This window comes from Arthrobacter jiangjiafuii, assembly GCF_018622995.1.
GTDB lineage: Bacteria > Actinomycetota > Actinomycetes > Actinomycetales > Micrococcaceae > Arthrobacter_B > Arthrobacter_B jiangjiafuii.
The window spans coordinates 3,239,733-3,265,067 of the sequence record NZ_CP076022.1 but is presented as its reverse complement, the minus strand read 5'-3'; the positions used below and the strand labels follow the sequence as shown (position 1 = coordinate 3,265,067).

The following is a 25,335-nucleotide window of genomic DNA, read 5'->3' as shown; positions in this document are numbered from 1 at the left end:
AGTCTCCACGACAGCCGGGCTGTAGCCGATCTCACCGGCTCCAGCCCCGCTGTCGATTGGACAGGCCCCCCGGGGTGGCTGAAACGATCGGACATATGGAAGATCTGTTAGCCATGGCCTCAGGCCTGAAACCCGTGTTCGCCGTCCTTCTAGCCGTGGCGGCGGCACTGCTGCTGGCGCGGGCCGTCCGTGAAAGCACAGCCAAGATCTTCCGGCGGGTGCCGCGGATCCGTGAGGTGATCACGCTGGGACGGAACCCCCTGCGGCTGGTGCTGTCCCTGATCGGTGTGCGGATTGCCCTGGGGGCCACAGCTTCCGGCTTCGACTGGTTTAAACCGGTCAGTTACGTCCTCACCCTGGCCCTGATCGCTTCGCTGTGCTGGCTGGGCGTCGTCGTCCTGCTCATCGTCGAAGTGATGCTGCTCAGCAAGTACAAGACGGACACCAAGGACAACCGCCGGATGCGCCGGCTCAAGACGCAGGTGATGCTGGGCCGGCGGGTCGGGGTGGCCGTCATCATCACGATTGCCGTGGCCTGCGTGCTGCTCACCATTCCGGAGGTCCGGGCCCTCGGCGCTGGTATCCTCGCCTCGGCCGGTTTGATCTCCATCGTCGCCGGTCTGGCGGTGCAGAGCACCCTGACCAATGTTTTTGCCGGGATGCAGCTGGCCTTCACCGACGCCATCCGCGTGGACGACGTTGTTGTCGTGGAAACCCAGTGGGGCACCATCGAGGAAATCACCATGACGTATGTGGTGGTGCACCTCTGGGATGACCGGCGGCTGATCCTGCCCTCCACCTACTTCACCACCACCCCGTTCGAGAACTGGACCCGCAAGCAGTCCGCCATCCTGGGCACCGTCGAACTGGACCTGGACTGGGGCGCCCCGGTCGGGGACCTGCGCGCCCACCTTAAGGAAACCCTGGCCGGCACCGAGCTCTGGGACGGCCGCACCGGCGTCCTGCAGATCACCGATGCCGTCAACAGCCTGGTGCGCGTGCGCATCCTCGTCAGTGCCGCGGACAGCGGCGCACTGTTTGACCTGCGCTGCCTGGTCCGCGAGGCGATGGTGACCTATCTGCAGGAATGGCACCCCGGAGCCCTGCCCCGGCAGCGCTGGGCCCAGGTCCAGGAGGACGGGCCGAAGGTCCACAGCGGCCCGCGGTCGATCCCCGGCGGCGACCCCCAGGACACCAGCACCTCCCAGTTCTTCACCGGCTCCATCGAGGCCGTGGACCGCAGGCATTCCTTCGCCGGGCCGGGTAAAGAGGTCTACGAAGAGCGTGAGGAAAACTCCCCCGAGGACTAGCCTTGGCAGCAACAACTCGGCAGTACTGACGGGAGTGCGGTTATGGCGGATGAATTTGTGATTCATGAACTTCAGGGCTCCAACGTCTGGGCGAAGGACGGGGAGCGGCTGGGTGTGGTCGGGGAGGTGCATCTTGACCGCGCCACCGGGGAGCCGGAGTGGATTACCGTAGCCCTGGGCCTCTTCGAGACCCGGCAGCATTTTGTCCCGCTGGCCGGGGCCCGGCGGGACGAGGACGACATCTATGTGAACTACAGCCGGCAGGCAGTGGATGACTCGCCGCACCTGGACCCCGACGGCGCCCTTACCGCCGAGGAGGAAGTCCAGCTGACAGACTATTACCGGCAGTTCTGACCCGCCCGCAGTCCGGCGTGCCGGGAAGCCCCTAATCCCTTTGGTAGTAAGTCCCCTTACCAATAGGATGAATGCAGTATCCACACGCACCCAGGAGGCCGTCATGGCGCAGCAGGACAGTGGGGGACGGGCCCAGACGGCTCCGGACCCGGAGCACGCGAGCAAGCCGGACACTCCGGCCCAGGTGACCAAGCCCAGCTGGAAGTACATCCTGCGCAAGACCCTCCGGGAGTTCGGCAAAGACCAGTGCACCGACCTGGCCGCGGCGCTGACGTATTACACCGTGCTGGCAATGTTCCCGGCACTGCTGGCCTTGGTCTCCATCCTCGGCCTGATCGGCCAGGCGGAAAGCACCACCAACACCATGCTGGATTTCCTTGAGGAGTTCGCCCCGGCCAGCGCCGTCGACGTGCTCAAGGATCCGATCACCCAGCTGACCACCTCCGGCGCCGCCGGACTTGCGCTGATCATCGGTATCGCCGGCGCCCTGTGGTCGGCGTCGGGCTACGTGAAGGCCTTCGGCCGGTCAATGAACCGGATCTACGAGGTGGAGGAAGGCCGTCCGGCCTGGAAGCTCCTGCCCGCCCAGCTGCTGGTGACCCTGGTGCTGATCCTGCTCGTGGCGGCGCTGCTCATCATGCTGGTGGTCAGCGGCCCCATCGCCGAGACGCTGGGTAACTTCATCGGCCTCGGCCCCGAAGCCCTCATCATCTGGAACATCGCCAAATGGCCGGTGATGGTGATCTTCGCCGTGCTCGTCATCGCGATCCTCTACTACACCACCCCCAACGTGAAGCAGCCCAAGTTCCGCTGGATGAGCATGGGCGGCTTCATTGCCCTGGTGATCCTCGCCATCGCCACCCTGGGCTTCAGTTTCTACGTGTCCAGATTTGGCAACTACAACGCCACGTACGGCGCCATCGGTGGCGTGATCGTGCTGCTGCTGTGGCTGTGGCTGGCCAACCTGTCGCTGCTGTTCGGTGCCGAGTTCGACGCCGAAGTGGAACGCGGGCGCGAGCTGCAGGCCGGAATCCAGGCCGAGGAAAGCGTCCAGCTGCCTCCGCGCGATACCCGCCAGACGGAAAAACGCCAGGAGCAGCTCGAAGAAGACATTGAGGAGGGCCGGAAACTGCGCCAGCAGCACGCCGGCAAGGATTACGACGACGACCTCAAGTAGGTAAGTGTGCTGACGATTGGCGAAGATCGGGTAGAAATAATCCATGACTTCTGCTTCTGACGCCGATTCCACCTGCTATGACGCCGTTATTATCGGCGGTGGAATAGCCGGGCTCACGGCCGCAACCGTGCTCGGACGGGCCCGGCGCCGGGTGGCTGTCATCGACGCGGGCCACCCGCGCAACGCCCCCGCCGGCCATGTCCACGGATTTCCCTCCCGCGACGGCGTTACGCCCGCTGAACTGCTGCGGCTGTGCCGGCAGGACCTTGAGCAATACGACGTCGACCTGCTCAGCGGGCAGGCCACGCACGTGGGTGAGGGCGGCCCGGAAAGCGGAGACGGCGGCCGGAGCGTGGTCCTGGCCGACGGCCGGGTGCTGCAGGGACGGCAGGTGGTGATCGCCGCCGGCCTTCGGGACGTGCTGCCCGACGTCGCCGGTGCCGCTGAGTGCTGGGGCAAGAGCCTGCTGCAGTGCCCTTACTGCCACGGCTGGGAGATTGCGGGTCAGCCGCTTGCTGTCCTGGGCACGGCGGAGAGCTCAGCGCACCATGCACTCCTGGTGAGCACGTTTTCCCCGGACGTCACGCTGATCCTGGATGACAAGGTGGAGCTGCCGGCCGAGGATGCCCGCTCCCTGGCGGCCATGGGTGTGACAGTGGTGCCCGGCACGGCAGCGGAACTTCGGGTCACCGACGGGGAATTGTCCGCAGTGGTGCTGTCCGACGGCCGCAGCGTGCCGTGCCGGGCGGTGTTCTGCGAGCCCGAAGCCACCGTGGACCCGGCACTGGCAGGCACCCCGGGATGCCGCCTGACCGCGGACGGCTGCATCGAAACCGACGCCGAGGGCCGCACCGGAGCAGACCGCGTCTGGGCGGTCGGTAACGTCACCGACCCCTCGAGCCAGGTAGTGGCGGCGGCCGGTGACGCCTACCGCCTGGCCGTCGCCCTGAACGCTGCCCTGCTGGAGGAGGACATCGCGGCAGCCCTCAGCTCAGCCCCCACGGTCAGCGCCGGGGAGCCAGCAGCGGCGACCCTTTAACGCCGTCGCCCCCGGCCATGCCGTCCAGCACGTAGCGCAGCGCTTCGACCGAGGTCCAGCGGGGCTGCCAGCCCAGCAGGTTCCGCGCCCGCGAGGTGTCCATCAGAGGCGACCCCGCTGCCATGTCGATCCAGCCGGGGTCGGACCGCTGCAGGTGCGCTGCCCAGGTCAGGCCGACGACGGCGCGCACCAGCTTCACCGGGATGTTGAGGATGCGCCGGGCGCCCAGCACTCCGCCCAGCAGCTCAGGAGTGATCACCGGATCGGCTGCAATGTTGAAGGCCCCCTCGGCGCGCTGGTCCAGCACCCGCCAGTACGCATCGGCAAGGTCATCGGCGTGGACAACCTGGAAGGAGAATTCCTTCGGCAGCGGAAGCAGCGGCAGGCGCAGCTTGTTCAGGATGAACTTGGGCACCAGCGGGCCCAGGAAGTAGTTGCCGATCTCGGTGCCCACCTCGGAGGAGAACGACAGCCCCTGCCGCAGCCTGGCCACCGGAATCTCCGGATATTCGCGCTCAAAGCCGTCCAGCAGCGCTTCCTGCTCGCCCTTTTGGCGGCTGTAATGCGAGCTGGCAATGCCGCGTGCCGGCCAGGACTCATCAGTGAGCCGGTCTTTCGGGGCGGGGCTGTAGGCACCGACCGAAGAGGCACAGACAAACTGGCGGACCCCGGCGGCAGCCGCTGCGGCGAGGGCGTTTTCGGTCCCGTGCACATTGACGCGGTGCAGCTGCGCTTCGTCGCGGTTGGGTTGGAGCGCCCACACCAGGTGCACGACGGCGTCGGCCCCCTGAAGTGCCTCCGTCAGCCGTTCCCGGCCATCACCGGTGGTGATATCGATGCTGTGCCATTGGACGCCGTCGTACGGCGGAGAGCCGGGTTCGGGCACCCGCCGGGCGATGCCCACAATCTCCAGGCCGTCCGGACGCTCGGTCCTGGCCCGGTCAAGCCGGCGCAACAGCGCGGTGCCGACATTTCCGGTTGCTCCGATTACAGCTACTCGCATCGGTTGGTCCTTCCCTGGCATGGGATCCGGAAGCGGAAATCCTTGGGCCGTTGGTGGGGCGGTATCGCGGACGTTGGGTAAGACTCTACCGCCGGGGCGGGCAGCGCAGCAGGGCAGCGAAGGGTGTTAACAAGCAGTTAGGGTTGTAACGACTCCCCAGCAAGCAGCATCAGGCAATCGCACGAGGATAGGAGCGCCATGACTGAGCGCACCATGACAGGTCAGGAAGCCGGCTCCGACTTCAGCACACGCGGAGCGTATGTCACCGGCGGGACCGAATTCACCCGGGACACCAACTACATTGAAACGCGCATCACCCGTGACGGCCGCGACGGCTATCCGGTAGAGCCCGGCAGGTACCGGCTGATCGCGGCCCGGGCCTGCCCCTGGGCCAACCGCGCCATCATTGTCCGGCGGCTGCTGGGTCTCGAGGATGCCATCTCCCTGGGCACTCCCGGGCCGACCCATGACTCCCGGTCCTGGACCTTCGACCTGGATCCGGACGGCAGGGACCCGGTCCTGGGCATCGAACGGCTGCAGGAGGCCTTCTTCCGGCGGGACCCCGGCTACAGCCGCGGCATCACCGTGCCGGCAATCGTTGACATCCCCAGCGGCGCGGTGGTCACCAACAACTTCCCGCAGATCACCGAGGACTTTTCCACCGAGTGGACGCAGTTCCACCGTGAGGGCGCCCCGGACCTGCTGCCCGCTGAGCACCTGGAGGAGCTCCGCGCCGTCAACAAGCGGATCTTTACCGAGGTCAACAACGGTGTATACCGCTGCGGGTTCGCCGGCTCACAGGACGCCTACGACGCGGCCTATGACCGGCTGTGGACCGCCATGGACTGGCTGGAGGACCGGCTTTCCCGCCAGCGCTACCTGGTGGGAGACACGATCACCGAGGCCGACGTGCGGCTCTTCACCACACTGGTGCGGTTTGACCCGGTCTACCACGGCCACTTCAAGTGCAACCGGAACAAGCTCACGGAAATGCCCAACCTCTGGGGCTACGCACGGGACCTGTTCCAGACGCCCGGCTTCGGCGACACCGTCGATTTCGAGCAGATCAAGGCCCATTATTACGTGGTCCATGAGGACATCAATCCCACCGGAATCATCCCCAAGGGGCCGGACGTTTCCGGCTGGCTGTCCGCGCACGGCCGCGAGGAACTCGGCGGTACGCCGTTCGGCACCGGAACCGCTCCAGGGCCGGTCCGTGCCGGCGAGGAAGTGGAGCCGGGACACGGCGCAGGCTAAAGACTGCCGCAGGGCCTAATAAGGGCACACAAATGTTTCGTAAGCGACCCGGGCGTAGGTTAGCCTTACTTAAGATCATTCCAGCTTAAGGAGGTGCCGCCGTGGGCGTGAACTTTCGCCACCCCGCGCAGGCATCTCAGGACATCGAGCAGGAGCAGGGTCCAGCGGCCCTGGCACCGGCCAGGCCCGCGCAGCCCGCCCGAAAGGCCGCCCTGCTGGCCGCCGCCGTCGTGCTGCTCGCGGTATCCTGCCTGGCCTCAGTGGCCTTCGGCGCGCGGGCCGTGTCCTTTGAAACGCTGGTGCAGGCACTGACCGCCTTCGACCCTGAGAACGGCGACCACGCGGTGGTCCTGTCCCGGGTGCCACGCACCGTCCTGGGCCTGTTGGCCGGCGGTGCGCTGGGCCTGGCCGGAGCCGCGATGCAGGGGGTGGCCCGCAATCCGCTGGCCGATCCGGGAATCCTGGGCGTAAACGCCGGCGCTGCATTCTTCGTGGTGATCGGCATTTACCTGTTCGGCATCTCGGCCTTTAGCGGCTACGTCTGGTTTGCCCTGGCCGGCGCCGCGGTGGCCGCAGTGCTGGTGTACACCGTGGCCAGCCTGGGCCGTGAAGGGGCGACGCCTCTCAAGCTGGCCCTGGCCGGAGCCGCCCTCTCCGCAGGACTGAGCTCCCTGATGAACGCCGTGCTGGTCTCCAGCCAGCAGACGCTGGACATCTTCCGGTTCTGGCAGATGGGCTCTCTCGCCGGCAGCGGCTGGGACGTGATCACCGCCGTCCTTCCGTTCCTGGCTGTCGGCGCCGCCATCACCCTCGGGGCGGGCCGCGCCCTGAACGGTCTTTCCCTGGGCGATGACCTGGCCCGGGGGCTGGGCCAGCGGGTGGCTCTGAGCCGCGGCATCACCGCGCTCGGCGTGGTTCTTCTGTGCGGTGCAGCCACCGCCGCAGTCGGACCCATTGCGTTTGTCGGGCTGGTGATTCCGCATATGGTGCGCTCCTTCACCGGGCCGGACTACCGCTGGATCCTGCCGTTCTCGCTGGTCCTGGCACCGGTCCTGCTGCTGCTCGCCGACATCGCCGGCCGCCTGGCCCTGCCTCCGGGCGAAATCCCGGTAGGGGTCATGACCGCTGTGATCGGTGCCCCGGTCTTCATCTGGCTGGTCCGGCGCCGGAAGCAGGCCCAGCTGTGAGTGCACTGTTGGACCGGAACCCGAAGGCCCCGGGCTCCGGAACCGCGGCAGACATTGTCCGCTCAGCCCGCCGCCGCACCTCCCGGCGGTTGGGCACCGTCATCGCCGCCCTGGGCGCCGCCGTCGTCGTTCTCTTTGCCGTGAACATCCTGCTGGGCACCTACACGGTGACCATTCCCGACTTTTTCCGCATCCTTGGCGGCGAGCAGCTGCAGGGCGCCACCTACATCGTGATGGAGAGCAAGCTGCCCCGGGCCGTGATCGGCACCATGGTGGGTGCCGCCTTCGGGATCGCCGGCAGCATTTTCCAGACCATGCTGCGCAACCCGCTGGCCAGCCCGGACATCATCGGTATCAGCTACGGCGCCAGCGCCAGTGCCGTGGTGGCCATTATCGTCTTCGGCGCGGCCGGCACCTCCGTGTCCCTGGCCGCGCTGGCCGGTGCCCTGCTGGTGGCACTGGCGATCTACCTGCTCGCCAGGCGCGGGGGAGCGGCCGGGTACCGGCTGATCCTGGTCGGCATCGGCTTCGCCGCCGTCCTGCAGGCCATTGTCACCTTCCTCATGACGCGCACCGACGCCCGGACCGCCACGCAGGCCCTGGTTTGGCTGAACGGGTCGCTGAATCCGGCCAGCTGGGACCGCGCCGTGGTGCTGGCCGGCGCGCTGCTGGTGCTGCTGCCGGCCGTGGCAGTGCTCGCGCGGCAGCTGCGCGGTCTGGAACTGGGCGACGACGCCGCCGCCGGGCTCGGCCTGCGCGTGGAGGCATCCCGGCTGGGACTGCTCATCACCGGCGTCGCCCTGGCCGCAGTGGCCACAGCAGCAGCCGGACCGATCTCCTTTGTGGCCTTCCTGTCCGGGCCCATCGCGCACCGCCTGCTGCGCGGCCGCCATTCCCTGGCAGCATCCGCCCTGGTGGGAGCGGTGATCGTGCTCGCCGCTGACTTTGCCGGCGCCAACCTGGTGCCTGGCATTTCCCTGCCGGTGGGAGTGGTGACCGGCGCCCTGGGTGCCCCTTTCCTGCTGTGGCTGCTGGTCACATCCAACCGTGTAGGCCGAGGAGGCTAAGATGGGCAACCCGAAAAACTCCCAGACCCCGGAAGCTCCCCAGACCCCGCAGTCGCTCAGCGCGCAGGACCTGGTGCTCTCCTACGGGGAGCGCATCGTGGTGGACGGCCTGTCCGTGACGCTGCCCGCCGGCAAGATCACCATGATCGTTGGCGCCAACGCGTGTGGAAAGTCGACCCTGCTGCGCGGACTTTCCCGCCTGCTCAAGCCTGCCGGCGGCACAGTGCTGCTCGGCGGCAGCGATATCCGCTCCAAGCCCGCCCGCGAGGTCGCCCGCACCCTGGGCCTGCTGCCGCAGACCCCCACCGCCCCCGACGGCATCACAGTGGCCGACCTGGTGGGCCGCGGCCGCTATCCGCACCAGGGCTGGTTCCGGCAGTGGACCCCGGCAGACGACGACGCCGTGGCCGCCGCGCTGGAAGCCACCGGAACGCTGGAGCTGGCCGAACGGAATGTGGACGAGCTCTCCGGCGGGCAGCGCCAGCGGGTCTGGATTGCCATGGCCCTGGCGCAGGAGACGGAGATCCTGCTGCTGGATGAGCCGACCACCTTCCTGGATGTCACCCACCAGATCGAGGTGCTTGACCTGGTCACCGACCTGAACCGCCGCGCCGGCACCACGGTGGCCATTGTCCTGCATGACCTGAACCTGGCCGCCCGCTACGCGGATCACCTGATCGCCATGAAGGGCGGCGCCATCACTGCCCAGGGCGCACCCGCCGACGTCGTGACCGAAGACCTGGTCCAGGACGTATTTGGACTTGTTTCCAGGGTCATCACTGATCCCGTCTCCGGGACGCCTATGGTGGTTCCTTTGGGCCGTCACCACGGGTCGGCGCCGAAACCGGCTGCTCCGCCCGCTCCCGGCGGATACCTGCCGAACCCGCACGAGATCCGATCCGCCCGGAACACCGATACCCGCCTGGAGGCAGCATCATGACGCAGGTCAGCACCCGAACCGGAGCAACGGCGCTTCCCCGCAGGGCACGCCGTGCTTCAAGCGCGGGAGCGGTGATCTGCTTCGATGTCGAAGTGCGGAAGGTGGTGCGGCTGAGCGGAAACTTCCAGCGGATCACGTTTGCCGGGCAGTGCCTGTCCGAGTTCGGCGTGCAGGGGCAGACCCACGACCTGCGGATCAAGGTGGTGGTGCCGTCGGTGGACGACGGCGGCAACCGGCTTCCGCTGCCGGAGTTCGACTGCAGCGACAACGGCTGGTACCGGAACTGGCTGGCCCTGGCACAGGAGGCCCGCGGTTCGATGCGCACCTACACAGTCCGCGCCGCCCGCTGCTCCGGTGAGGACCCGGAGATCGACGTCGACTTTGTGCTGCATTTCGATGCCGAGGGCAAGGGCGGCCCGGCTTCCAGCTGGGCGGCCACGGCGGCACCCGGGGACCGGGTCAGCATCATCGGCCCCAACGTGGCTCAGTGCGTTACCGCGGAATCCTACGGCGGCATCGAGTGGCGCCCCGGGATGGCACGGCACATCCTGCTCGCCGGCGACGAGACAGCAGTTCCTGCCATCACCGCCATCCTGGAGTCGCTGCCGTCGGACATCACCGGGCACGCCCTCCTGGAAGTCCCTGACAGCGCGGATATCCAGCCCGCTCCCACCGCCTCGTCGGTCCAGATCAGGTGGCTGCCCCGCGCCGGCCGACCGCACGGCGAGCTGCTGGAAGGGGCGGTCCGCGCAACAGTGGCCCTTCCCGGCTGGGCATCGGTGGACGGCGGGCCCATTCCGCACCCCCGCCCCGAGATGGAAGACGTCAACGTGGACGAGGCCATCCTGTGGGAAACACCGCAGCGGCTGACTCCGGCCGCGGTGTTGTCCTCGCCGAATCCGCAGACCCCCGCCGGTGCGCTGCCCTTTTACGCCTGGATCGCCGGTGAAGCTGGCATGGTCCGCGGCCTGCGCCGGTATCTGGTGAGCGAAGCGGGGATTGACCGCAAGCAGGTCGCCTTCATGGGTTACTGGCGCAGCGGACGCGCTGAACTCTAGTCCTGAACCAGTGCAAGCGGCGCCTCCCTGCACTGCTCGCGGGGGTAAATCGGCCTTGGTCACACCTGTTATGGGCCTTGGTCACATTCTGTGTCACTGAAAAACCATCATCGGTAAAGTGGACTATGGGTTGGACGAAGACCGCCCGGCCCACACTCTGAGGTTCATTTTTCACTACCCCTTTGCCGAGATTGCACAGAGGTGACGAATTACGAATATCTCAACAGAGACCATGCGATACATTTCCGAGCTCAAGGCCCGGGTTCTGAACTGGGCCACTGATAACCGGCCCCCGGGGCTGGAGATGAAGTCGGCAGTTGGAAAGCACCTGCCCGAGAAGGTTCCGACGAAGGTGTCCGCCTTTGCCAAGCAGCTGCCCGAGAAGCTTCCTCCGGCGGTAACCGAACTCGCCAAGCAGCTGCCCGAAAAGCTTCCCCCGGCGGTTAGGGCCGGGTCCCTGAAGCGGGACTGGTTGTCCACGCCGCTGCGCAAGACCGCTGTCCTGAGCGCCGGAACGGCCGTGGCCCTGGGTGGGGTCGTTGTGGGAACAGCGCATGCAACAGAGCCGTTTGAGATAGAGCGCACGTCGGTTGTTTCGCAACTGGATGAGCTCCTGTACGGCAAGACGGATCCGGGAGCCGGGAACGCAACCGGTTCTGCGGCGAGCGGCGGCGAAGCCGGCGCAGGGGAAGCCGGCGCAGGTGAAGGCCAGACAGGCGGAGACCCCGGGACGGGCGCCGCAGGAGCCGAAGCCTCGACAGAAGGCGGCGACGCTGCCGCTGATGCCGAAGGTGGCAAACACGAATCCGCAGCCGCACCGGAAACCGGTGAAGCGCAGGCCCCGGCAGAAGAGGCAGCTCCGGCTGAGGAACCCGCTCCCGAGCCCGTCGCCGAGGAACCGGCACCGTCGGTGCCCCTGGACGACATTTGGGTGACCAATGAGTTTGGCTGGCGGTCCAATGTGAATCCGCTGATGCCCGCAGGAGCCGCGGAGCTCCATAACGGCATCGACTTCGGCGCCAATACCGGTACCCCCGTAAAGTCCTTCGCCGAGGGCACGGTCACCTACGCGGAATACCACCAGTACGGCGGCCTGCGGGTGGTGATTGACCACGGTAACGGCCTGGAGACCACCTACAACCACATGAACGAGATCCTCGTCGACGTGGGACAGCACGTGGACTTCAACCAGCAGATCGGTACGGTCGGTACCACCGGTAACTCCACCGGACCCCACCTGCACTTCGAGATGCTCCGCGACGGCGAGTACATCGATCCCGCGCCCCTGCTGGGTCTCTGACCCGGCAGGCGCCCCGGAGCGTCAGCCCCGGAACGTCATCCGGAGCGTAATCCCTAGACCTGCGGGTCGGACAGGATCGCCGGGTCTTTCTTCCCGTGCGCCATCCGGACCCGCAGGGCACTGGGGTCAACCCGGAAGGCCACGTGCGAGGCCTTCCCCAAATGGTCGCCGTCGACCTCGAATTCCTGCGGAACCTCGGTGAAGATCTCCGCTTCCTTGCACTGGTAGTACTCCACCGAGGTTCCTTTTCCTTTGCCCCGGCGCAGCAGCCCGGCGACGACGGCGAACCAGCCGAACCGCCCCTTGGGCGCCATGGTCATGATGTCCAGCAAACCGTCGTCGATCCGGGCGCCGGGGAAAATCTCCAGGCCGCCCACGATCTTTCCGCAGTTTCCGCCCATCACAGAACGGGGATGGCCGGAGATTTCCTTGCCGCCGTCCATCCGGATGGTGCTCTTGACCGGCTTGCCGGGGAGATTGCGGACGCCGGCGTCAACATAGGCCAGCCAGCCAACGCGGTCCTTGAGCGCGTCATTCGTATCGCCCATCAGGGCTGCGTCGTAACCCAGGCCTGCCATGACCAGGAAAACGTCGCCCTTCAATTCCCGGTCCAGGGTGACATGCACGACGTCGATGCGGCGGTCGGTGCCAGTGAGGGCTGCGGTGACGGCGCCTTCCGGATCATCCACGGCTATGTCCAGGTTCCGGGCCAGGAGGTTACCGGTTCCCAGCGGCAGCAGGCCAAGCGGGGTGTCCGTACCGGTCAGCTCCGCTGCGACGCAGCGCACCGTGCCGTCTCCACCAGCGGCGATCACCAGGTCCACACCGGCTTCCAAGGCCTCGCGGGCCATGCCGCGGCCGGGATCCTCCTTGGTGGTTTCCAGCCACATCGGCTCATCCCACCCCTCATCCCTGCAGATTCCGTCGATAAGGGCACGGATGTCATAGTCCGTCTTCTTGATGGGATTCACGACGACGGCGGCGCGCCGGCGCGTTCCGGCGGCTGAGCTGGCTGAGCTGGCCATGGAGTCCTTTTGGTTGCAGCGAAACAGGGTGGCGTTTCACGAAGTATGCGGGCTTGTTCCGAGTCTAATCCGCCCGAAGGCCCCGCGGTGCCCGGTGCGGGAACGGGGAAGGAGGACTTGTAACCTGTGAAGGTGACTTTTGATTCTCGTTATGTGGCCTTGGGCGATTCCTTTACCGAAGGCGTGGGGGACTGGGACGAATCCCGGCCCAACGGCGTCCGCGGCTGGGCGGACCGCGTGGCCGAGCAGCTGATCCTTGCGGATTCCTCCTGGGGCTACGCCAATCTCGCGATCCGCGGCAAAAAACTGCATCAGGTACTGGCGGAGCAGGTGGACGCAGCGATCGCGCTGGAACCGACCCTGGTCACCATTTATGCCGGCGGCAACGACATCCTGCGCCCGAAGGTGGACATTGATGCGATTGTGGACGCCTACGACGCCGGCATCGCGAAGCTCTGCGCGTCCGGGGCAGCAGTGCTCGTATTCACCGGCTTTGACTCCGGCAAATCTCCGGTTTTCGGTGCCACCCGCGGACGCACCGCCCTGTACAACGAGCTGGTGCGGGAGGCCGCGGACCGCCATGGGGCCGAGCTGGTGGATTATTGGCGGATGAAGGAACTCCAGGACGAGCGGTTCTGGGACATCGACCGGCTCCACATGTCACCGGCCGGGCACATGCTCACCGCCAAGAAGGTCCTGGAAGTCCTGCGCCGCACCGACGCGATCGACCTGCCGGAGCTGGAGGCGCCGCCCGCCCGGACCCGCGCCGAGCGGCTGCGGCATGATGCCCAGTGGGCCCGGGAATACCTGGGGCCGTGGGTCGGACGCAGGCTGCGGGGCGTCTCCTCCGGAGACAACCTCACCGCGAAGTACCCGGTGCCGGTGCATATCCGGCCATCGGCAGGCAATTGACCTGCGAATGACGCTGTGATTCATCTTCCCGGAGGGTAAAAGCGGCCGCAAATACGCCCTAGTGACGTGTTTCATAGAATGGCCCCCAGTTCTTATGGGAGCAGGGAACAGCGTTGCCTCCGGCCCCGCCAATCGGGGTTTTCAGCGGCCTGCAATTCGGCAACTCAGGCAGTCTTTCCTAAACTTAATGGTCTCCCAGAGCCTCATATGGCCCTGGGCTGGTTGCTTCCGATACACGCAGCTGACTTCTAGGAAAGAAAGCCAACATGCCTACCGATGCACCGATTAAGCGCCGCCCTGCCCTGAGGCGGCGGCGCCTTCGTGTCGACGATGTGAACGTCGTCGACAAATCAATGATGAAAAAGGCCGTCGGCGGAACCGTCGTCGGCAACACCATGGAATGGTTTGACATCGGTGTCTACGGCTACCTCGCCGTCACTATGGGTGCTGTATTCCTCTCCGAGGCTGACGCCTCCGCCCAGCTGATCTTCAGCCTGGGCGTCTTCGCTGCAACCTTCCTGGCCCGCCCGCTCGGCGGCGTCATCTTCGGGCGCCTCGGTGACCGCCTGGGCCGCCAGAAGACCCTGGCCACCACGCTGATCCTGATGGCAGCCTCGACATTCGTCATCGGGCTGCTGCCCGGCTATGACCAGATCGGCATGTGGGCTCCGGTCCTCCTCGTGCTCATGAAGCTCATCCAGGGGTTCTCCACCGGCGGCGAGTATGCCGGCGCCACCACCTTCGTGACCGAATACGCCTCGGACAAGCGCCGCGGCTACCTCTCCAGCATCCTGGACCTGGGCAGCTACATGGGCTTCGCCCTGGGTGCCGGCGTGGTCTCCATCATGCAGCTGTCCCTCAGCGCCGAGACCATGCTGGACTGGGGCTGGCGCATTCCGTTCCTGATCGCCGGCCCGCTCGGCATGATCGCGATCTACTTCCGTTTGAAGATCGAAGAATCCCCGGCATTCCAGGCCACCCTGGATGCCCAGGAGGAAAACGCTGCTTCGGACAACCCCGACGAGTCGGTCACGCCTCCCGGCACCATGGCCATGATCGGCCTCTACTGGCGTCCGATCATCGTCGCCATGGTCCTGGTCGCCGCTGCGAACACCGTGGGCTACACACTGACGTCCTACATGCCGTCCTACCTGACGGACTCCATGGGTTATGACGCCCTGCACGGCACCCTGCTGACCATCCCGGTCCTGGTGCTGATGGCCCTGTGCATCCCGATGGCCGGGAAGCTCTCAGACCGCATCGGCCGCCGGCCGGTCCTGCTGATGGGTGCCGGTTCCACCATTGTGCTGGCGGTTCCGGCGTTCATGCTGATCGGCCTGGGCCCGGTCTGGTCCACCCTGCTGGGCCTGGTCCTGCTGGCCGTGCCCGTCACGCTGTACGTGTCCAACCTGGCCTCGGCGCTGCCTGCCCTGTTCACCACGGCCAGCCGCTACGGCGCCATGGGCATCTCGTACAACTTTGCCGTGGCCATCTTCGGCGGCACCGCGCCGTTGATCATGCAGGGCCTGATCAACCTCACGGACAACGAAATGATGCCGGCCTTCTGGCTGATGGCGACCTCCGTCGTCGGCGCCGTCGCGGTCTTCATCATGAAGGAATCCGCCAACCGTCCGATGCCGGGCTCCATGCCCAGCGTGGACACCGTGGCCGAAGCCCGCGAGCTGGTGGCGACCCAGGATGAGAACCCCCGGCTCGACGTCGATTCGCTGCCTTTCGGCGCCGAGTCCGAATCGGTGGATTCAGAGCGCAGGTAACGCTCGGACGACAGCTCGAAACCAGCCCGGCCCGCCGCACCATTGAAGGCTCAACCCGCCATGGGAGGATGGATTGCATGAGTGACTCAGATGCTCCTTCGCCCCGGTGGCTGAACCCCGATGAGCGGCGGGCCTGGCTGGCCCTGTACGCCGTGGCAACCCGGCTGACACCCACGCTGGACGCCGAGCTGTTCCGTGAATCACGCATCACGCTCTTCGATTACCACGTGCTCGCGATGGCCTCGGAGGCACCCGGGCGCAAGCTGCCGATGAGTGAACTCGCAGCCCGCTCCAACGCCTCCCTCTCCCGCCTCTCCCACGTGGTCAAAAAGCTGGAAAACCGTGGCTGGATGGAACGCCGCCCGTCCCCCGACGATGCGCGGGTCACCACCGCCGCACTGACCGGCGAAGGCATGGACGCCTTGGCCGGGCTGGCCCCGGGGCATGTGGAAACGGTGCGGGAGCTCGTCTTCGACGGCCTCGATGCCCGCGATGTTGAAGACCTGGAACGGGTGGGCAGGAAAATCCTGGCCCGGATTGAGCCCGGAACCAACGTCCTCGACCCACTGAACCCCAGCGAGAGGTAGTTCCCCATGCAGGTGCCACGGATCCTGACCATCATTCTTGCCGGCGGTACCGGCGGCCGCTTGGGCCCGCTCACCGACCACCGGGCCAAGCCGGCCATGCCCGTGGCCGGCTCCTACCGGCTGATCGACATAGCACTGTCCAATCTGCACAACAGCGGCATGACCGATGTGTGGATCGTGGAGCAGTACAAACCCAAATCCCTCAATGACCATCTGGTCAGCGGGCGGCCCTGGGACCTGGACCGGACCAATGGCGGCCTGCGCGTGCTGCCGCCGTACCAGGGCGGTGAAGGCGAAGGGTTCGCAGAAGGAAACGCCGATGCCCTCTACCGGCAGGCCGGTTACATCCGCGAATACGATCCGGATCTGGTCCTGGTGCTCAGCGCGGACCACCTCTACACGATGGACTTCCGCGACGTCGTCGCCACGCACCACGACGCCGGGGCTGCCCTGACGGTGGTCACCACCAAAATCCGCAACAACCCCTCGGACCACGGGGTGGTTCAGGTCAACGGCGGCACCGTCACCGGCTTCGAGTACAAGCCGGAACAGCCGAAAACGGACCTCGTGGCCGCCGAGATCTTCCTGTACGACGCCGGCGTGCTGCTCACCGCCATGGACGACCTGGTGGAGCGGGAGGGCCAGCTTGAAGACTACGGCGACCAGCTGATTCCCTACCTGGTGCAGACCGAGAAGGTCGCCGAACACCGGCTGGAGGGCTACTGGCGGGACATGGGCACGCCGCGCAGCTACCACCAGGGCCACATGGACCTCATTGACGGCCACGGCCTGGACTTCGACAATCCGCAGTGGCCCATTCTCAGCGCCGCACCGCGGCGGCTGCCCGGTTTCGCCGGAGAAACCGCCAAGGTCTCCAGCAGCCTGCTCGCACCCGGCTCCCGTGTGGAGGGAACCATCCACCGCAGCGTCCTCGGCCCGGGCGCGGTTGTCGAGGCGGGGGCCGAGGTCGATTCCTGCGTCATTTTGGGCGATGTCCGGATCAGCTCCGGAGCGAAGCTGCGCAACGCGATCGTCGACGCCGGGGCCGTGATCGGCGGCGGGACGAGCCTTGACGGGGCGGAGCTGGATCCCGACGCCGGCGTGGTGGTCATCGGTGCCGACGGCGCCCTCGGCACGCCGCCGTCGTCTTAAAGTCCGTGAGGTGGGGCACCTTTTGGGGTAGGGTGTCCCGCCGGTTTGAATGATCCCCCGCTTGCCCCTAGGATAGAGAGGCGTTAAGTTGCGCCTGTGTCCACCGGGCCCGCTTCCATGCGGTCGGACGGACATTTGCGCGGCCACCCGTATAAACCTAGAATTGAAGGCTGTCCCGGCAGATACTGCTTGGCTTCCTGAACTTCACCGTCTTCCCCGCGGCGAGGCACTTCGGCTGGATCTCACCCCGCCAGGTTCACCTCCGGAAAGTCGCAGTAATAACGGTGTCAAAACTGGTGGCGGGACGCTCTTTATGGCAGGTGCTTAGGCAAACGCCCTGTGTCTGTTTTTTGAGGACCGTCATATTTACTACAACTGGAGGAGAGAGATCATGGCAGCATACTGCCAGGTAACCGGAGCCATTCCCGGCTTTGGTCACAGCATTTCGCACTCGCACCGCCGCAACAAGCGCCGGTTCGACCCGAATATTCAGAAGAAGCGCTACTGGGTTCCGTCCCTGCGCCGCAACGTGACGCTGCAGGTTTCGGCCCGCGGGATCAAGACGATCGACGTGCGCGGTATCGACGCCGTCATCACTGACCTTATCTCGAAGGGTGTGAAGCTCTAGTGGCTAAGGACAAGGACGTACGTCCGATCATCAAGCTGAAGTCGACAGCTGGCACCGGGTACACCTACGTGACCCGCAAGAACCGTCGTAACGACCCGGACCGCATGGTCCTGAAGAAGTACGACCCGAAGATCCGCCAGCACGTCGAATTCCGTGAGGAGCGCTAAACATGGCTAAGAAGTCAAAGATTGCTCGCAACGAGCAGCGCAAGGTCATCGTTGAGCGTTACGCTGCAAAGCGTCTCGAACTGAAGAAGACCCTGGTAGACCCGAACGCTACCGACGAAGCCCGCGAAGCTGCACGCCTCGGCCTGCAGAAGCTGCCGCGCAACGCCTCGCCGGTCCGCCTTCGCAACCGCGACCAGATCGACGGCCGCCCCCGCGGTACCCTCCAGAAGTTCGGTATCTCGCGTGTGCGTTTCCGCAACATGGCCCACGCAGGCGAACTGCCGGGCGTCAAGAAGTCCAGCTGGTAAGCACTGCTTTACGAGCTAAAAAGGGCGGCCACCTTCGGGTGGCCGCCCTTTTTGCTGCGCCAGGGGAGCCGGTGCGCGGCAACGGCCGGAAATCCCCGCCGTTACAGGGAAGCAGCACTGGAGCCGGGGAGGGGCCCAAGTCACCCTTTTCTGGGCTGAGAGCGGAAAAAACCGCTAAAAACAGCGGATTTTGCCGGATTTTGCGTGCCGGACTGGTAAGTTTTCCAACAGTGGCGGTTTCGCATCCGTGATCCGCTCGAGCTAACCCCTAGTCCAGGAGGACATAAATTGGCTATGAACCGCAGTGAACTTGTTGCAGCAGTGGCAGAGAAGTCCGGCAACAGCCAGACCTCGGTGAACGGCGTTCTCGACGCTGTCTTCGACATCTTCGCAACCTCCGTTGCCAACGGTGAGAAGATCACCATCCCGGGATGGCTTGCAGTCGAGCGCACCGACCGCGCCGCCCGCCAGGGCCGCAACCCGCAGACCGGCGAGACCATTCAGATCCCCGCAGGCCACAGCGTCAAGCTGACCGCGGGCTCGAAGCTGAAGGCTGCTGTCTCCACGAAGAAGTAACTTCTTCGCACGACTCAAGGGCCGGCGCCTGTAGGTGCCGGCCCTTTTCGTGCAATTAGCCCAAATTTCTACCGTGGGTAGACAATGGATACCGTGCCTAACACTGCCAACTCCGATACCGTGGCCGCTCCCGCCGTCCGCAACGGCTGGCTGGCCGCAGCCGGCGCCGTGATGATCATGGCCCTGTCAGCAGGGCTGCTGTTCTCCGGCGCTGCAGCCGCCCAGCAGCTTTCCGACCCGGGAGCCCTCACCCGGTGGGCCCTGCCCATGGCCAAGGCAGTGCAAAACGGTGCAATGGCTGCCGTGATCGGCGCACTGGTCTTCTCAGTGGCCATTCTGCCCAAGTCCCTCACGCTCAAGCGCGGCCGGCGCATTGAAGCCGGTGAACCGGAGCATCCCGCGTTCGCCCGCGCCCTTACCCTGGCCGGGGCAGCCGCGGCCGTATGGACCCTGTCCGCGGTCGCGGTGCTGCTGTTCACCTACTCGGACGTTTCCGGGCTGCCGCTGAGCGCCGACGCCACCTACACCGCCGGCCTCGGTGCATTCGTTACCGACTTCTCCACAGGCCGGGCCTGGCTGGCCGTGAGCATCATTGCCGCCGTGGTCACCACCCTGGCCTTCGGTGTGCGGTCACTGAACATGCTGGCCGCCACAGCGGTCCTGGCCGCCGGCGCCATCATCCCGATTGCCCTGGTCGGACACTCCGCCGGCGGCGACGACCACAGCGCAGCGGTCAACTCGATCGGGCTGCACCTGGCCGGCGTGTGCCTGTGGATCGGCGGGCTCATCGTCCTGGCCGTCATCTCGCGCCAGCTCGGACCCATCACCGGGGTGGTGCTGCGCCGCTACTCCGCACTGGCTGGCTTCGCCTTTGCACTGGTGTTCCTGTCCGGGGTCGTCAACGCCTCGCTGCGCATCACCTCGTTCGACCAGCTGGACTCCGAGTGGGGCTCCCTGGTCATCTTCAAGGCGGCGGCCACGCTGCTGCTGGGCGTGATCGGCTTCCTGCACCGGCGCTGGATCATTCCGCAGCTGCCGGCCAAGGTGCCGGGTTCCGCCGAAAGCGCCGCCCCCAACGCCGGCGGGCCCCGGCAGAAGGGCGCCGGCCGGATCCTCTGGCAGCTCATCACGGTGGAGCTGCTGATCATGGGCGCCGTCTCCGGCGTCGCCGTCGCACTGGGCCGGACCGCCACTCCGCGGGCCGAAGAGCTGCCGCCCAACGCCTCCCCGGCCCGGATCCTGACCGGATACGATCTGCCGCCGGAGCTCACCCCCGAGCGCTACCTGACCGAGTGGCGGTTTGACTGGCTCTGGGTCGCCATTGTGGCCACCCTCGCCGTTGCCTACCTGCGCGGCGTCTTCAAGGTCCGCCGGCGCGGAGACAAGTGGCCGGTGGTCCGGTCCCTGTGCTGGCTCGTGGGACTGGCTGCGCTGACCTACGTCACCTCCGGCGCCCCCGCCGTGTACGGCATGGTGCTGTTCAGCACGCACATGCTGGCGCACATGGCGCTGACCATGGTGGTTCCGCTGTTCCTGGTCCTGGGCGCGCCCGTGACACTGGCCCTGAAGGCACTCACCCCGCGCGGAGACGGAACCCGGGGGATCCGGGAATGGATCCTCATCGGCGTACATTCCTGGTTCTCCAAGCTGGTCACGAATCCGATCTTCGCCGCCATCAACTTTGCCGGCTCGATCGTGGTGTTCTACTATTCGGAGCTCTTCGGCTTTGCCCTGCGCCAGCACGTGGGCCACGAACTGATGGTCGTGCACTTCCTGCTGACCGGCTACATCTTTATCCTGACCATGATCGGCATCGATCCGCTGCCCTACCGGGCGCCGTATCCGCTGCGCCTGGTGATCCTGCTCGCCACCATGGCCTTCCACGCCTTCTTCGGCGTGGCAGTCATGGGCGGCACCTCGCTGATCCAGGCCTCCTACTTCGGCAACATGGGCCGGGAATGGGGCCTGTCCGCCCTGGAAGACCAGCAGCTGGGCGGATCCATCATGTGGGGCATCGGTGAAATTCCGACCGTGATGGTCGCCATCGGCGTCGCCCTGCAGTGGTCCCGGACCGATGCGCGCGAGACCCGGCGCAAGGACCGGGCGGCCGAGCGGAATAACGACGCCGAACTCACTGCTTACAACAACATGTTTGCCAATCTGGCCCAGCGGGATGCCAGCAGCTTTGAAGGAGACCGTAAATGACTGAAACCGTGCGCGCCGGCTACCGGGTGCGAGCCTCCGAACTTGAGGGCCGCAACTGGCTGAACACCGGCGGCCGGCAGCTGGGTCTCGAAGACCTGCGCGGCAAGATCGTGATCCTGGACTTCTGGACCTTCTGCTGCATCAACTGCCTCCATGTACTGGATGAGCTGCGGCCGTTGGAAGAGAAGTTCTCCGACGTCCTGGTGACGGTGGGCGTGCACTCGCCCAAGTTTGAGCACGAGGCGGATCCGGTGGCGCTGGCCGCGGCCGTGGAGCGCTACGAAATCCACCATCCGGTCCTGGATGACCCGGAGCTGATCACCTGGCAGGCCTACACGGCGCGTGCCTGGCCCACCCTGGTGGTGCTGGACCCCGAGGGCTACATCGTGGCCAACCTCTCCGGCGAAGGCCACGCTGCCGGGCTCGAGTCGCTGATCAGCGAACTGGTGGCTGAGCACGAAACCAAGGGAACGCTGCACCGCGGCGACGGCCCCTACGTCCCGGCCGAGCCCACCGCGGGGAACCTGCGCTTCCCAGGCAAGGCAGTGCCGCTGCCCGAGGGCACCTTCCTGGTGGCCGACACCGGCCACCACCGGCTGGTGGAACTGGAGGCAGACCTCGCCACCGTCCGTACCGTGATCGGCGACGGCACCAAGGGCTGGCGTGACGGCACCGCCGAAACCGCCAGGTTCAACGAACCCCAGGGCGTGGCGGTGCTTCCGGCCGCCGCAGCGGAGGCTGCAGGGTACGACGTCGTTGTGGCGGACACGGTCAACCACCGGCTGCGCGCCGTGGCACTGGCCTCCGGAACCGTAACCACGGTGGCCGGGAACGGCGTCCAGCGGCTGCTGGACGCCGGAAACCAGACCAAGCGGGCTCCCGGCGAAGAACACCCTTCCGAGTCCCGCACGGCCGAAGCAGGCGCAAACGCAGGAGCAGTCCTGACGCACTCCGGCCTGGGCACCAATCCGCTGGACGTATCGCTGTCCTCACCGTGGGACCTCACCTGGTCCACCGCACTGCGGCGCGTGGTGGTGGCCATGGCCGGCACCCACCAGATCTTCACGTTTGATCCCCTCACGGGCGCCGTCGACATCCTCGCTGGCACCGGCCTGGAGGGCCTGCTCGACGGCGAGGGGTCCACGGCCTGGTTCGCGCAGTCCTCCGGGCTGGCCGAAGACGCCGCCGGGAACATCTGGGTCGCCGACTCCGAGACCTCCGCGCTGCGCCGGCTCTCCTTCACCGATACCGACGGACAGATCCAGGTGTCCGTTGGCACCGCCGTCGGCGCCGGGCTGTTCGACTTCGGCTTCCGCGACGGCGCCGCCGGCGAGGCACGGCTGCAGCACCCGCTCGGTGTGGCGGTGCTGCCGGACGGTTCGGTGGCCGTCGCCGATACGTACAACGGCGCAGTGCGCCGGTATGATCCCGCGACCGAAACCGTTTCCACCCTGGCCCGCGGCCTCTCCGAGCCCTCCGATGTGCTGGTTGACACCACCGCGGGCGAGCCGCTGCTGATTGTGGTCGAAGCCAACAAGCACCAGCTGATCCGGCTGCCGATCCCCAAGGAAGCCCAGTCCGTGGACGAGGGCGCACGGCAGACGCAACGGCCAGCCAGCCCGGTTGCTGCCGGTCCGGTGGCGCTGTCGGTACGGTTTGCCGCACCGAAGGGGCAGAAGCTCGATGACCGCTGGGGGGATCCCACCCAGTTGAAGATTTCCTCCTCCCCGGAGGAACTGCTGGTATCGGGCGGCGGGACCTCCACCGGCCTGACGCGTGAACTGGTGCTCTCGGACTCCGTGCCCGGCGGCGTCCTGCACATTACCGCCCGCGCTGCGGCCTGCGACGGCGAACCCGGCGGCGAAATCCCCGACCACGCCGCGTGCCACCTCTACCAGCAGGACTGGGGTATTCCGGTGACTATGGACGCTGCGGGCGAGACGGCACTGACCCTGGACCTGCGCGGGGTGGACTAAGCCGGGGCCGCCCGGTCCCGGGCGGGGTTCAGTCCACCAAGGGGGTGACGGAAACCCCGTCGGTGCCCACCGCGAGCTGGGCGCCGAAGCTGAAGTCCGTCTCGGCCTCCAGCGGGCTCTTGGCGCCGCTGAACAGGTCGGTCTGGGTGGTTTTCACGCGCGCCTTGCCGGTCAGCGGGGAGAGCACCCAGGAACCGGAAACCGGCCTGATGCTGACCACGGGATATTCGGTGATCTCCCAGGTGATCGGCAGTTCCACCTTGTTGTCAGTGAAGTGGAAGAACGGGCAGCCCGGGGGAGCCAGACGGTCCTGGGTGCTGGCGCAGCCGTCCAGGAAGGTGCGCAGCTCCGCGTCCACCGCGCCTGTCAACGCTTCGGTGGCCTCGGTGGCCAGGGTCAGTTCCTTGGTATCCAACGGACCCGCCAGGACCGCGGCCGACGGCGGCGCGGCGAAGAACTCGGAGGTGTAGGAGACCTCGGGGCGGGACGGATAAAAGGCGGAGAAGGTGGTTCTCTCCTGGGGCAGGGAGACAGGGACCCCGTTCAGGGCAGCCTGCCGCTGGCTCGGCGAGAGAACGGTCACCGTTGGCAGGGTGGACGGCACGAAGGACCACTGGTCGAAGAACAGCCACTCGCGGCCGGTCCGGTCCAGCCGGTAGGTGCTCTGCGCTTCCTCCCCGCCAAGGGAGTACCGCACTTCGATGTCCACGCGGTTCTGGCCGGCGCTGCTCGGCTCGCCGATCTCCAGGATCTCGAGGCCGGCGGTGGAGGCCTTCAGCGCTTCGCCGTCGAGGAGGGCTGGATTCCCCGCCGGCACCTTGGCCGCCAGCAGTCCCAGGGCGCGTTCGCCGTCGCCCTCCTTGAGGGCTGAAAAGTAGCTGCTGACCTGATGCTGCGGACCGTAGGCCTTGGCGTTGACGAAGTAGATGACCACCACGGCCGCGGCGATAGTGAGCATGAGCGCAAGCAGCCATGTGGCCACTGCCTTGATTACCGGATTTGTTCCCTGCACCGCTCAAACGATACCGGGTGACTCAGACCGGCTAGGACTCGACGCCGCTGGCGACCCGGTCAGTTTCCCGCGCCATGGCGATCTCCTCGGCCCGGGCAGCGTTCGCTTCCTCCGTCAGCTCGGCACCTGCCTTGGCATCGCGGGTCAAGTTGTCGCCGGTTTCCGGGTCAAACAGATGCACCTTGCGGGTGTCCAGCCACAGTTCGGCGTCCCGGCCGCCGCGGATCCGGCTGGCAGAGTCAAGGGTCACGACAATCTGGGGCCGCAGCGCATCGGCGTCCATGTCGCGTGCCAGGTTATCCAGCAGTTCCTTCACCTCGGGGTCGGGGTTGAAGGGGATGTAGCCGTACTGTTCATTGCCCAGCCATTCGGTATGGCTGATGGGGGCGCTGAACACGGAGCCGTGCGGACGCTTGGCCTCGTCCACGAACTTGGCATCCTCAAAGAACTCCGGACGGATGCCCACGAGCACAATGCCCTTGCCCGCTGCCTTCGCCGCTTTCTCCTGCGGGATGGTCAAGTCGCCGACGGCGGTCCGCAGCACGTTTCCCTCCACGGTAGCCGGCAGGAAGTTCATGGACGGGGAGCCGATGAAGCCGGCAACAAAGAGGTTGACGGGCTGCTCGTAAAGCTCCCGGGGCGAGGCCACCTGCTGCAGGATGCCCTTCTTCAGGACCGCGACCCGGTCACCGAGCGTCATGGCCTCGGTCTGGTCGTGGGTCACGTAGACACTGGTGGTGCCGAGCCGGCGCTGCATCTGCGAGATCTCGGAGCGCATCTGGCCGCGCAGCTTGGCATCCAGGTTTGAGAGCGGCTCATCAAAGAGGAAGGCATCGGCCTGGCGGACAATCGCCCGGCCCATGGCAACCCTCTGGCGCTGCCCGCCGGAGAGGTTCGCCGGCTTGCGGTCCAGGTGCTCCGTCAGTTCCAGGGTGGCTGCTGCGTCGTTGACGAGTTTGCGGACCTGTTCGTCGGTGTATTTGCCCTTGGCCAGGCGCAGCGGGAAGGCGATGTTCTCGAAGACCGTCAAATGCGGATAGAGCGCATAGTTCTGGAACACCATGGCAAGGTTCCGGTCCCGCGGTGCCTTGTCATTTACGCGCTCCCCGTTTATGAGCAGGTCTCCGGAGGTGATGTCCTCCAGCCCGACAATCATGCGCAGCAGGGTGGACTTTCCGCAGCCCGAGGGGCCCACGAGGATGATGAACTCGCCGTCGGCAATGTCCAGGGAAACGTCATTGACGGCGGGGAATCCGTCGCCGTACTTCTTGACGAGGTTCTTGAGGGTGATCGATGCCATGAGAACAGATCCTTTTCTTC

General features: G+C 66.3%; 24 protein-coding genes. 20 read left to right on the top strand and 4 right to left on the bottom strand.

Annotation, left to right across the window (positions count from 1 at the left end):
* The first annotated feature begins 95 nt into the window (after positions 1-95).
* The 4 genes from KKR91_RS15305 (at position 96) to KKR91_RS15290 (ending at position 3,880) form a co-directional block, all read left to right on the top strand.
* Positions 96-1,310 carry a mechanosensitive ion channel family protein gene (locus KKR91_RS15305; RefSeq protein ID WP_210227545.1) on the top strand — a complete coding sequence of 405 codons (1,215 nt, stop codon included), beginning with the start codon at positions 96-98 and terminating at the stop codon, positions 1,308-1,310.
* A gap of 42 nt (positions 1,311-1,352) precedes the next feature.
* Positions 1,353-1,664: a PRC-barrel domain-containing protein gene (locus KKR91_RS15300; RefSeq protein ID WP_210227546.1), complete on the top strand. Its 312-nt coding sequence runs from the start codon at positions 1,353-1,355 to the stop codon at positions 1,662-1,664.
* A gap of 103 nt (positions 1,665-1,767) precedes the next feature.
* Positions 1,768-2,841 (top strand): YhjD/YihY/BrkB family envelope integrity protein, encoded by a 1,074-nt coding sequence (locus tag KKR91_RS15295; protein WP_210227547.1) that lies wholly within the window; start codon positions 1,768-1,770, stop codon positions 2,839-2,841.
* 43 nt (positions 2,842-2,884) lie between these two features.
* Positions 2,885-3,880 (top strand): NAD(P)/FAD-dependent oxidoreductase, encoded by a 996-nt coding sequence (locus KKR91_RS15290; RefSeq protein WP_210227548.1) that lies wholly within the window; start codon positions 2,885-2,887, stop codon positions 3,878-3,880.
* Here the strand turns inward: KKR91_RS15290 and KKR91_RS15285 are convergent.
* The gene (locus KKR91_RS15285; protein WP_210227549.1) at positions 3,846-4,883 is read right to left on the bottom strand and encodes an NAD-dependent epimerase/dehydratase family protein; all 1,038 of its coding nucleotides are present in this window, start codon (positions 4,881-4,883) and stop codon (positions 3,846-3,848) included. The two genes, KKR91_RS15290 and KKR91_RS15285, sit on opposite strands and share 35 nt — an antisense overlap.
* 198 nt (positions 4,884-5,081) lie before the next feature.
* On the opposite strand from KKR91_RS15285, the gene KKR91_RS15280 reads away from it, so the two are divergent.
* The 6 genes from KKR91_RS15280 to KKR91_RS17140 all read left to right on the top strand — a co-directional run bounded on the left by KKR91_RS15280 (position 5,082) and on the right by KKR91_RS17140 (position 11,692).
* Positions 5,082-6,140 (top strand): glutathione S-transferase family protein, encoded by a 1,059-nt coding sequence (locus tag KKR91_RS15280; protein ID WP_420481405.1) that lies wholly within the window; start codon positions 5,082-5,084, stop codon positions 6,138-6,140.
* 107 nt (positions 6,141-6,247) lie between these two features.
* Positions 6,248-7,327: a FecCD family ABC transporter permease gene (locus KKR91_RS15275; RefSeq protein ID WP_420481436.1), complete on the top strand. Its 1,080-nt coding sequence runs from the start codon at positions 6,248-6,250 to the stop codon at positions 7,325-7,327.
* The gene (locus KKR91_RS15270; protein WP_210227551.1) at positions 7,324-8,394 is read left to right on the top strand and encodes a FecCD family ABC transporter permease; all 1,071 of its coding nucleotides are present in this window, start codon (positions 7,324-7,326) and stop codon (positions 8,392-8,394) included. Before KKR91_RS15275 ends, KKR91_RS15270 begins: the two co-directional genes overlap by 4 nt.
* 1 nt (position 8,395) lies before the next feature.
* On the top strand, positions 8,396-9,334 hold the full coding sequence (locus KKR91_RS15265; protein WP_210227552.1) for an ABC transporter ATP-binding protein: 939 nt from the start codon (positions 8,396-8,398) through the stop codon (positions 9,332-9,334).
* A complete protein-coding gene (locus tag KKR91_RS15260) occupies positions 9,331-10,392 on the top strand; it encodes a siderophore-interacting protein (RefSeq protein ID WP_210227553.1) in 1,062 nt (353 codons plus the stop codon). The genes KKR91_RS15265 and KKR91_RS15260 overlap by 4 nt, the downstream gene beginning before the upstream one ends.
* A 232-nt stretch (positions 10,393-10,624) precedes the next feature.
* The gene (locus KKR91_RS17140; RefSeq protein WP_273544672.1) at positions 10,625-11,692 is read left to right on the top strand and encodes a M23 family metallopeptidase; all 1,068 of its coding nucleotides are present in this window, start codon (positions 10,625-10,627) and stop codon (positions 11,690-11,692) included.
* A gap of 53 nt (positions 11,693-11,745) precedes the next feature.
* On the opposite strand, the gene KKR91_RS15250 is transcribed toward KKR91_RS17140, so the two are convergent.
* Entirely contained in the window at positions 11,746-12,717 is a 972-nt protein-coding gene (locus tag KKR91_RS15250) for a diacylglycerol/lipid kinase family protein (protein ID WP_210227554.1), read from the bottom strand.
* A gap of 132 nt (positions 12,718-12,849) precedes the next feature.
* On the opposite strand from KKR91_RS15250, the gene KKR91_RS15245 reads away from it, so the two are divergent.
* From KKR91_RS15245 to KKR91_RS15200, 10 genes are all read left to right on the top strand, one after another.
* Positions 12,850-13,629 carry an SGNH/GDSL hydrolase family protein gene (locus tag KKR91_RS15245; protein ID WP_210227555.1) on the top strand — a complete coding sequence of 260 codons (780 nt, stop codon included), beginning with the start codon at positions 12,850-12,852 and terminating at the stop codon, positions 13,627-13,629.
* A 266-nt stretch (positions 13,630-13,895) separates the two neighbouring features.
* Complete coding sequence (locus tag KKR91_RS15240; protein ID WP_210227556.1) at positions 13,896-15,404, top strand: MFS transporter; 1,509 nt, start codon at positions 13,896-13,898, stop codon at positions 15,402-15,404.
* A 77-nt stretch (positions 15,405-15,481) separates the two neighbouring features.
* Positions 15,482-15,991 (top strand): MarR family winged helix-turn-helix transcriptional regulator, encoded by a 510-nt coding sequence (locus KKR91_RS15235; protein ID WP_210227558.1) that lies wholly within the window; start codon positions 15,482-15,484, stop codon positions 15,989-15,991.
* 6 nt (positions 15,992-15,997) lie between these two features.
* Positions 15,998-17,143 (top strand): glucose-1-phosphate adenylyltransferase family protein, encoded by a 1,146-nt coding sequence (locus KKR91_RS15230; RefSeq protein ID WP_210227560.1) that lies wholly within the window; start codon positions 15,998-16,000, stop codon positions 17,141-17,143.
* Positions 17,144-17,534: 391 nt separating this feature from the next.
* Positions 17,535-17,771: a 50S ribosomal protein L28 gene (gene rpmB, locus KKR91_RS15225; RefSeq protein WP_210227561.1), complete on the top strand. Its 237-nt coding sequence runs from the start codon at positions 17,535-17,537 to the stop codon at positions 17,769-17,771.
* The gene (gene rpmG / locus KKR91_RS15220; protein WP_013602737.1) at positions 17,771-17,938 is read left to right on the top strand and encodes a 50S ribosomal protein L33; all 168 of its coding nucleotides are present in this window, start codon (positions 17,771-17,773) and stop codon (positions 17,936-17,938) included. Before rpmB ends, rpmG begins: the two co-directional genes overlap by 1 nt.
* A gap of 2 nt (positions 17,939-17,940) precedes the next feature.
* Positions 17,941-18,246 carry a 30S ribosomal protein S14 gene (gene rpsN, locus KKR91_RS15215; protein WP_104053171.1) on the top strand — a complete coding sequence of 102 codons (306 nt, stop codon included), beginning with the start codon at positions 17,941-17,943 and terminating at the stop codon, positions 18,244-18,246.
* Between the two features lie 288 nt (positions 18,247-18,534).
* The gene (locus KKR91_RS15210) at positions 18,535-18,822 is read left to right on the top strand and encodes an HU family DNA-binding protein (protein WP_273544392.1); all 288 of its coding nucleotides are present in this window, start codon (positions 18,535-18,537) and stop codon (positions 18,820-18,822) included.
* 84 nt (positions 18,823-18,906) lie between these two features.
* Positions 18,907-21,027 carry a bifunctional copper resistance protein CopD/cytochrome c oxidase assembly protein gene (locus KKR91_RS15205; protein ID WP_210227564.1) on the top strand — a complete coding sequence of 707 codons (2,121 nt, stop codon included), beginning with the start codon at positions 18,907-18,909 and terminating at the stop codon, positions 21,025-21,027.
* Complete coding sequence (locus tag KKR91_RS15200; RefSeq protein ID WP_210227566.1) at positions 21,024-23,003, top strand: NHL domain-containing thioredoxin family protein; 1,980 nt, start codon at positions 21,024-21,026, stop codon at positions 23,001-23,003. The genes KKR91_RS15205 and KKR91_RS15200 overlap by 4 nt, the downstream gene beginning before the upstream one ends.
* Before the next feature lie 28 nt (positions 23,004-23,031).
* On the opposite strand, the gene KKR91_RS15195 is transcribed toward KKR91_RS15200, so the two are convergent.
* Together KKR91_RS15195 and KKR91_RS15190 are read right to left on the bottom strand one after the other, a co-directional pair.
* Positions 23,032-24,015 carry a hypothetical protein gene (locus KKR91_RS15195; protein WP_210227568.1) on the bottom strand — a complete coding sequence of 328 codons (984 nt, stop codon included), beginning with the start codon at positions 24,013-24,015 and terminating at the stop codon, positions 23,032-23,034.
* A 31-nt stretch (positions 24,016-24,046) separates the two neighbouring features.
* The gene (locus KKR91_RS15190; RefSeq protein ID WP_210227570.1) at positions 24,047-25,315 is read right to left on the bottom strand and encodes an ABC transporter ATP-binding protein; all 1,269 of its coding nucleotides are present in this window, start codon (positions 25,313-25,315) and stop codon (positions 24,047-24,049) included.
* Positions 25,316-25,335: the final 20 nt, after the last annotated feature.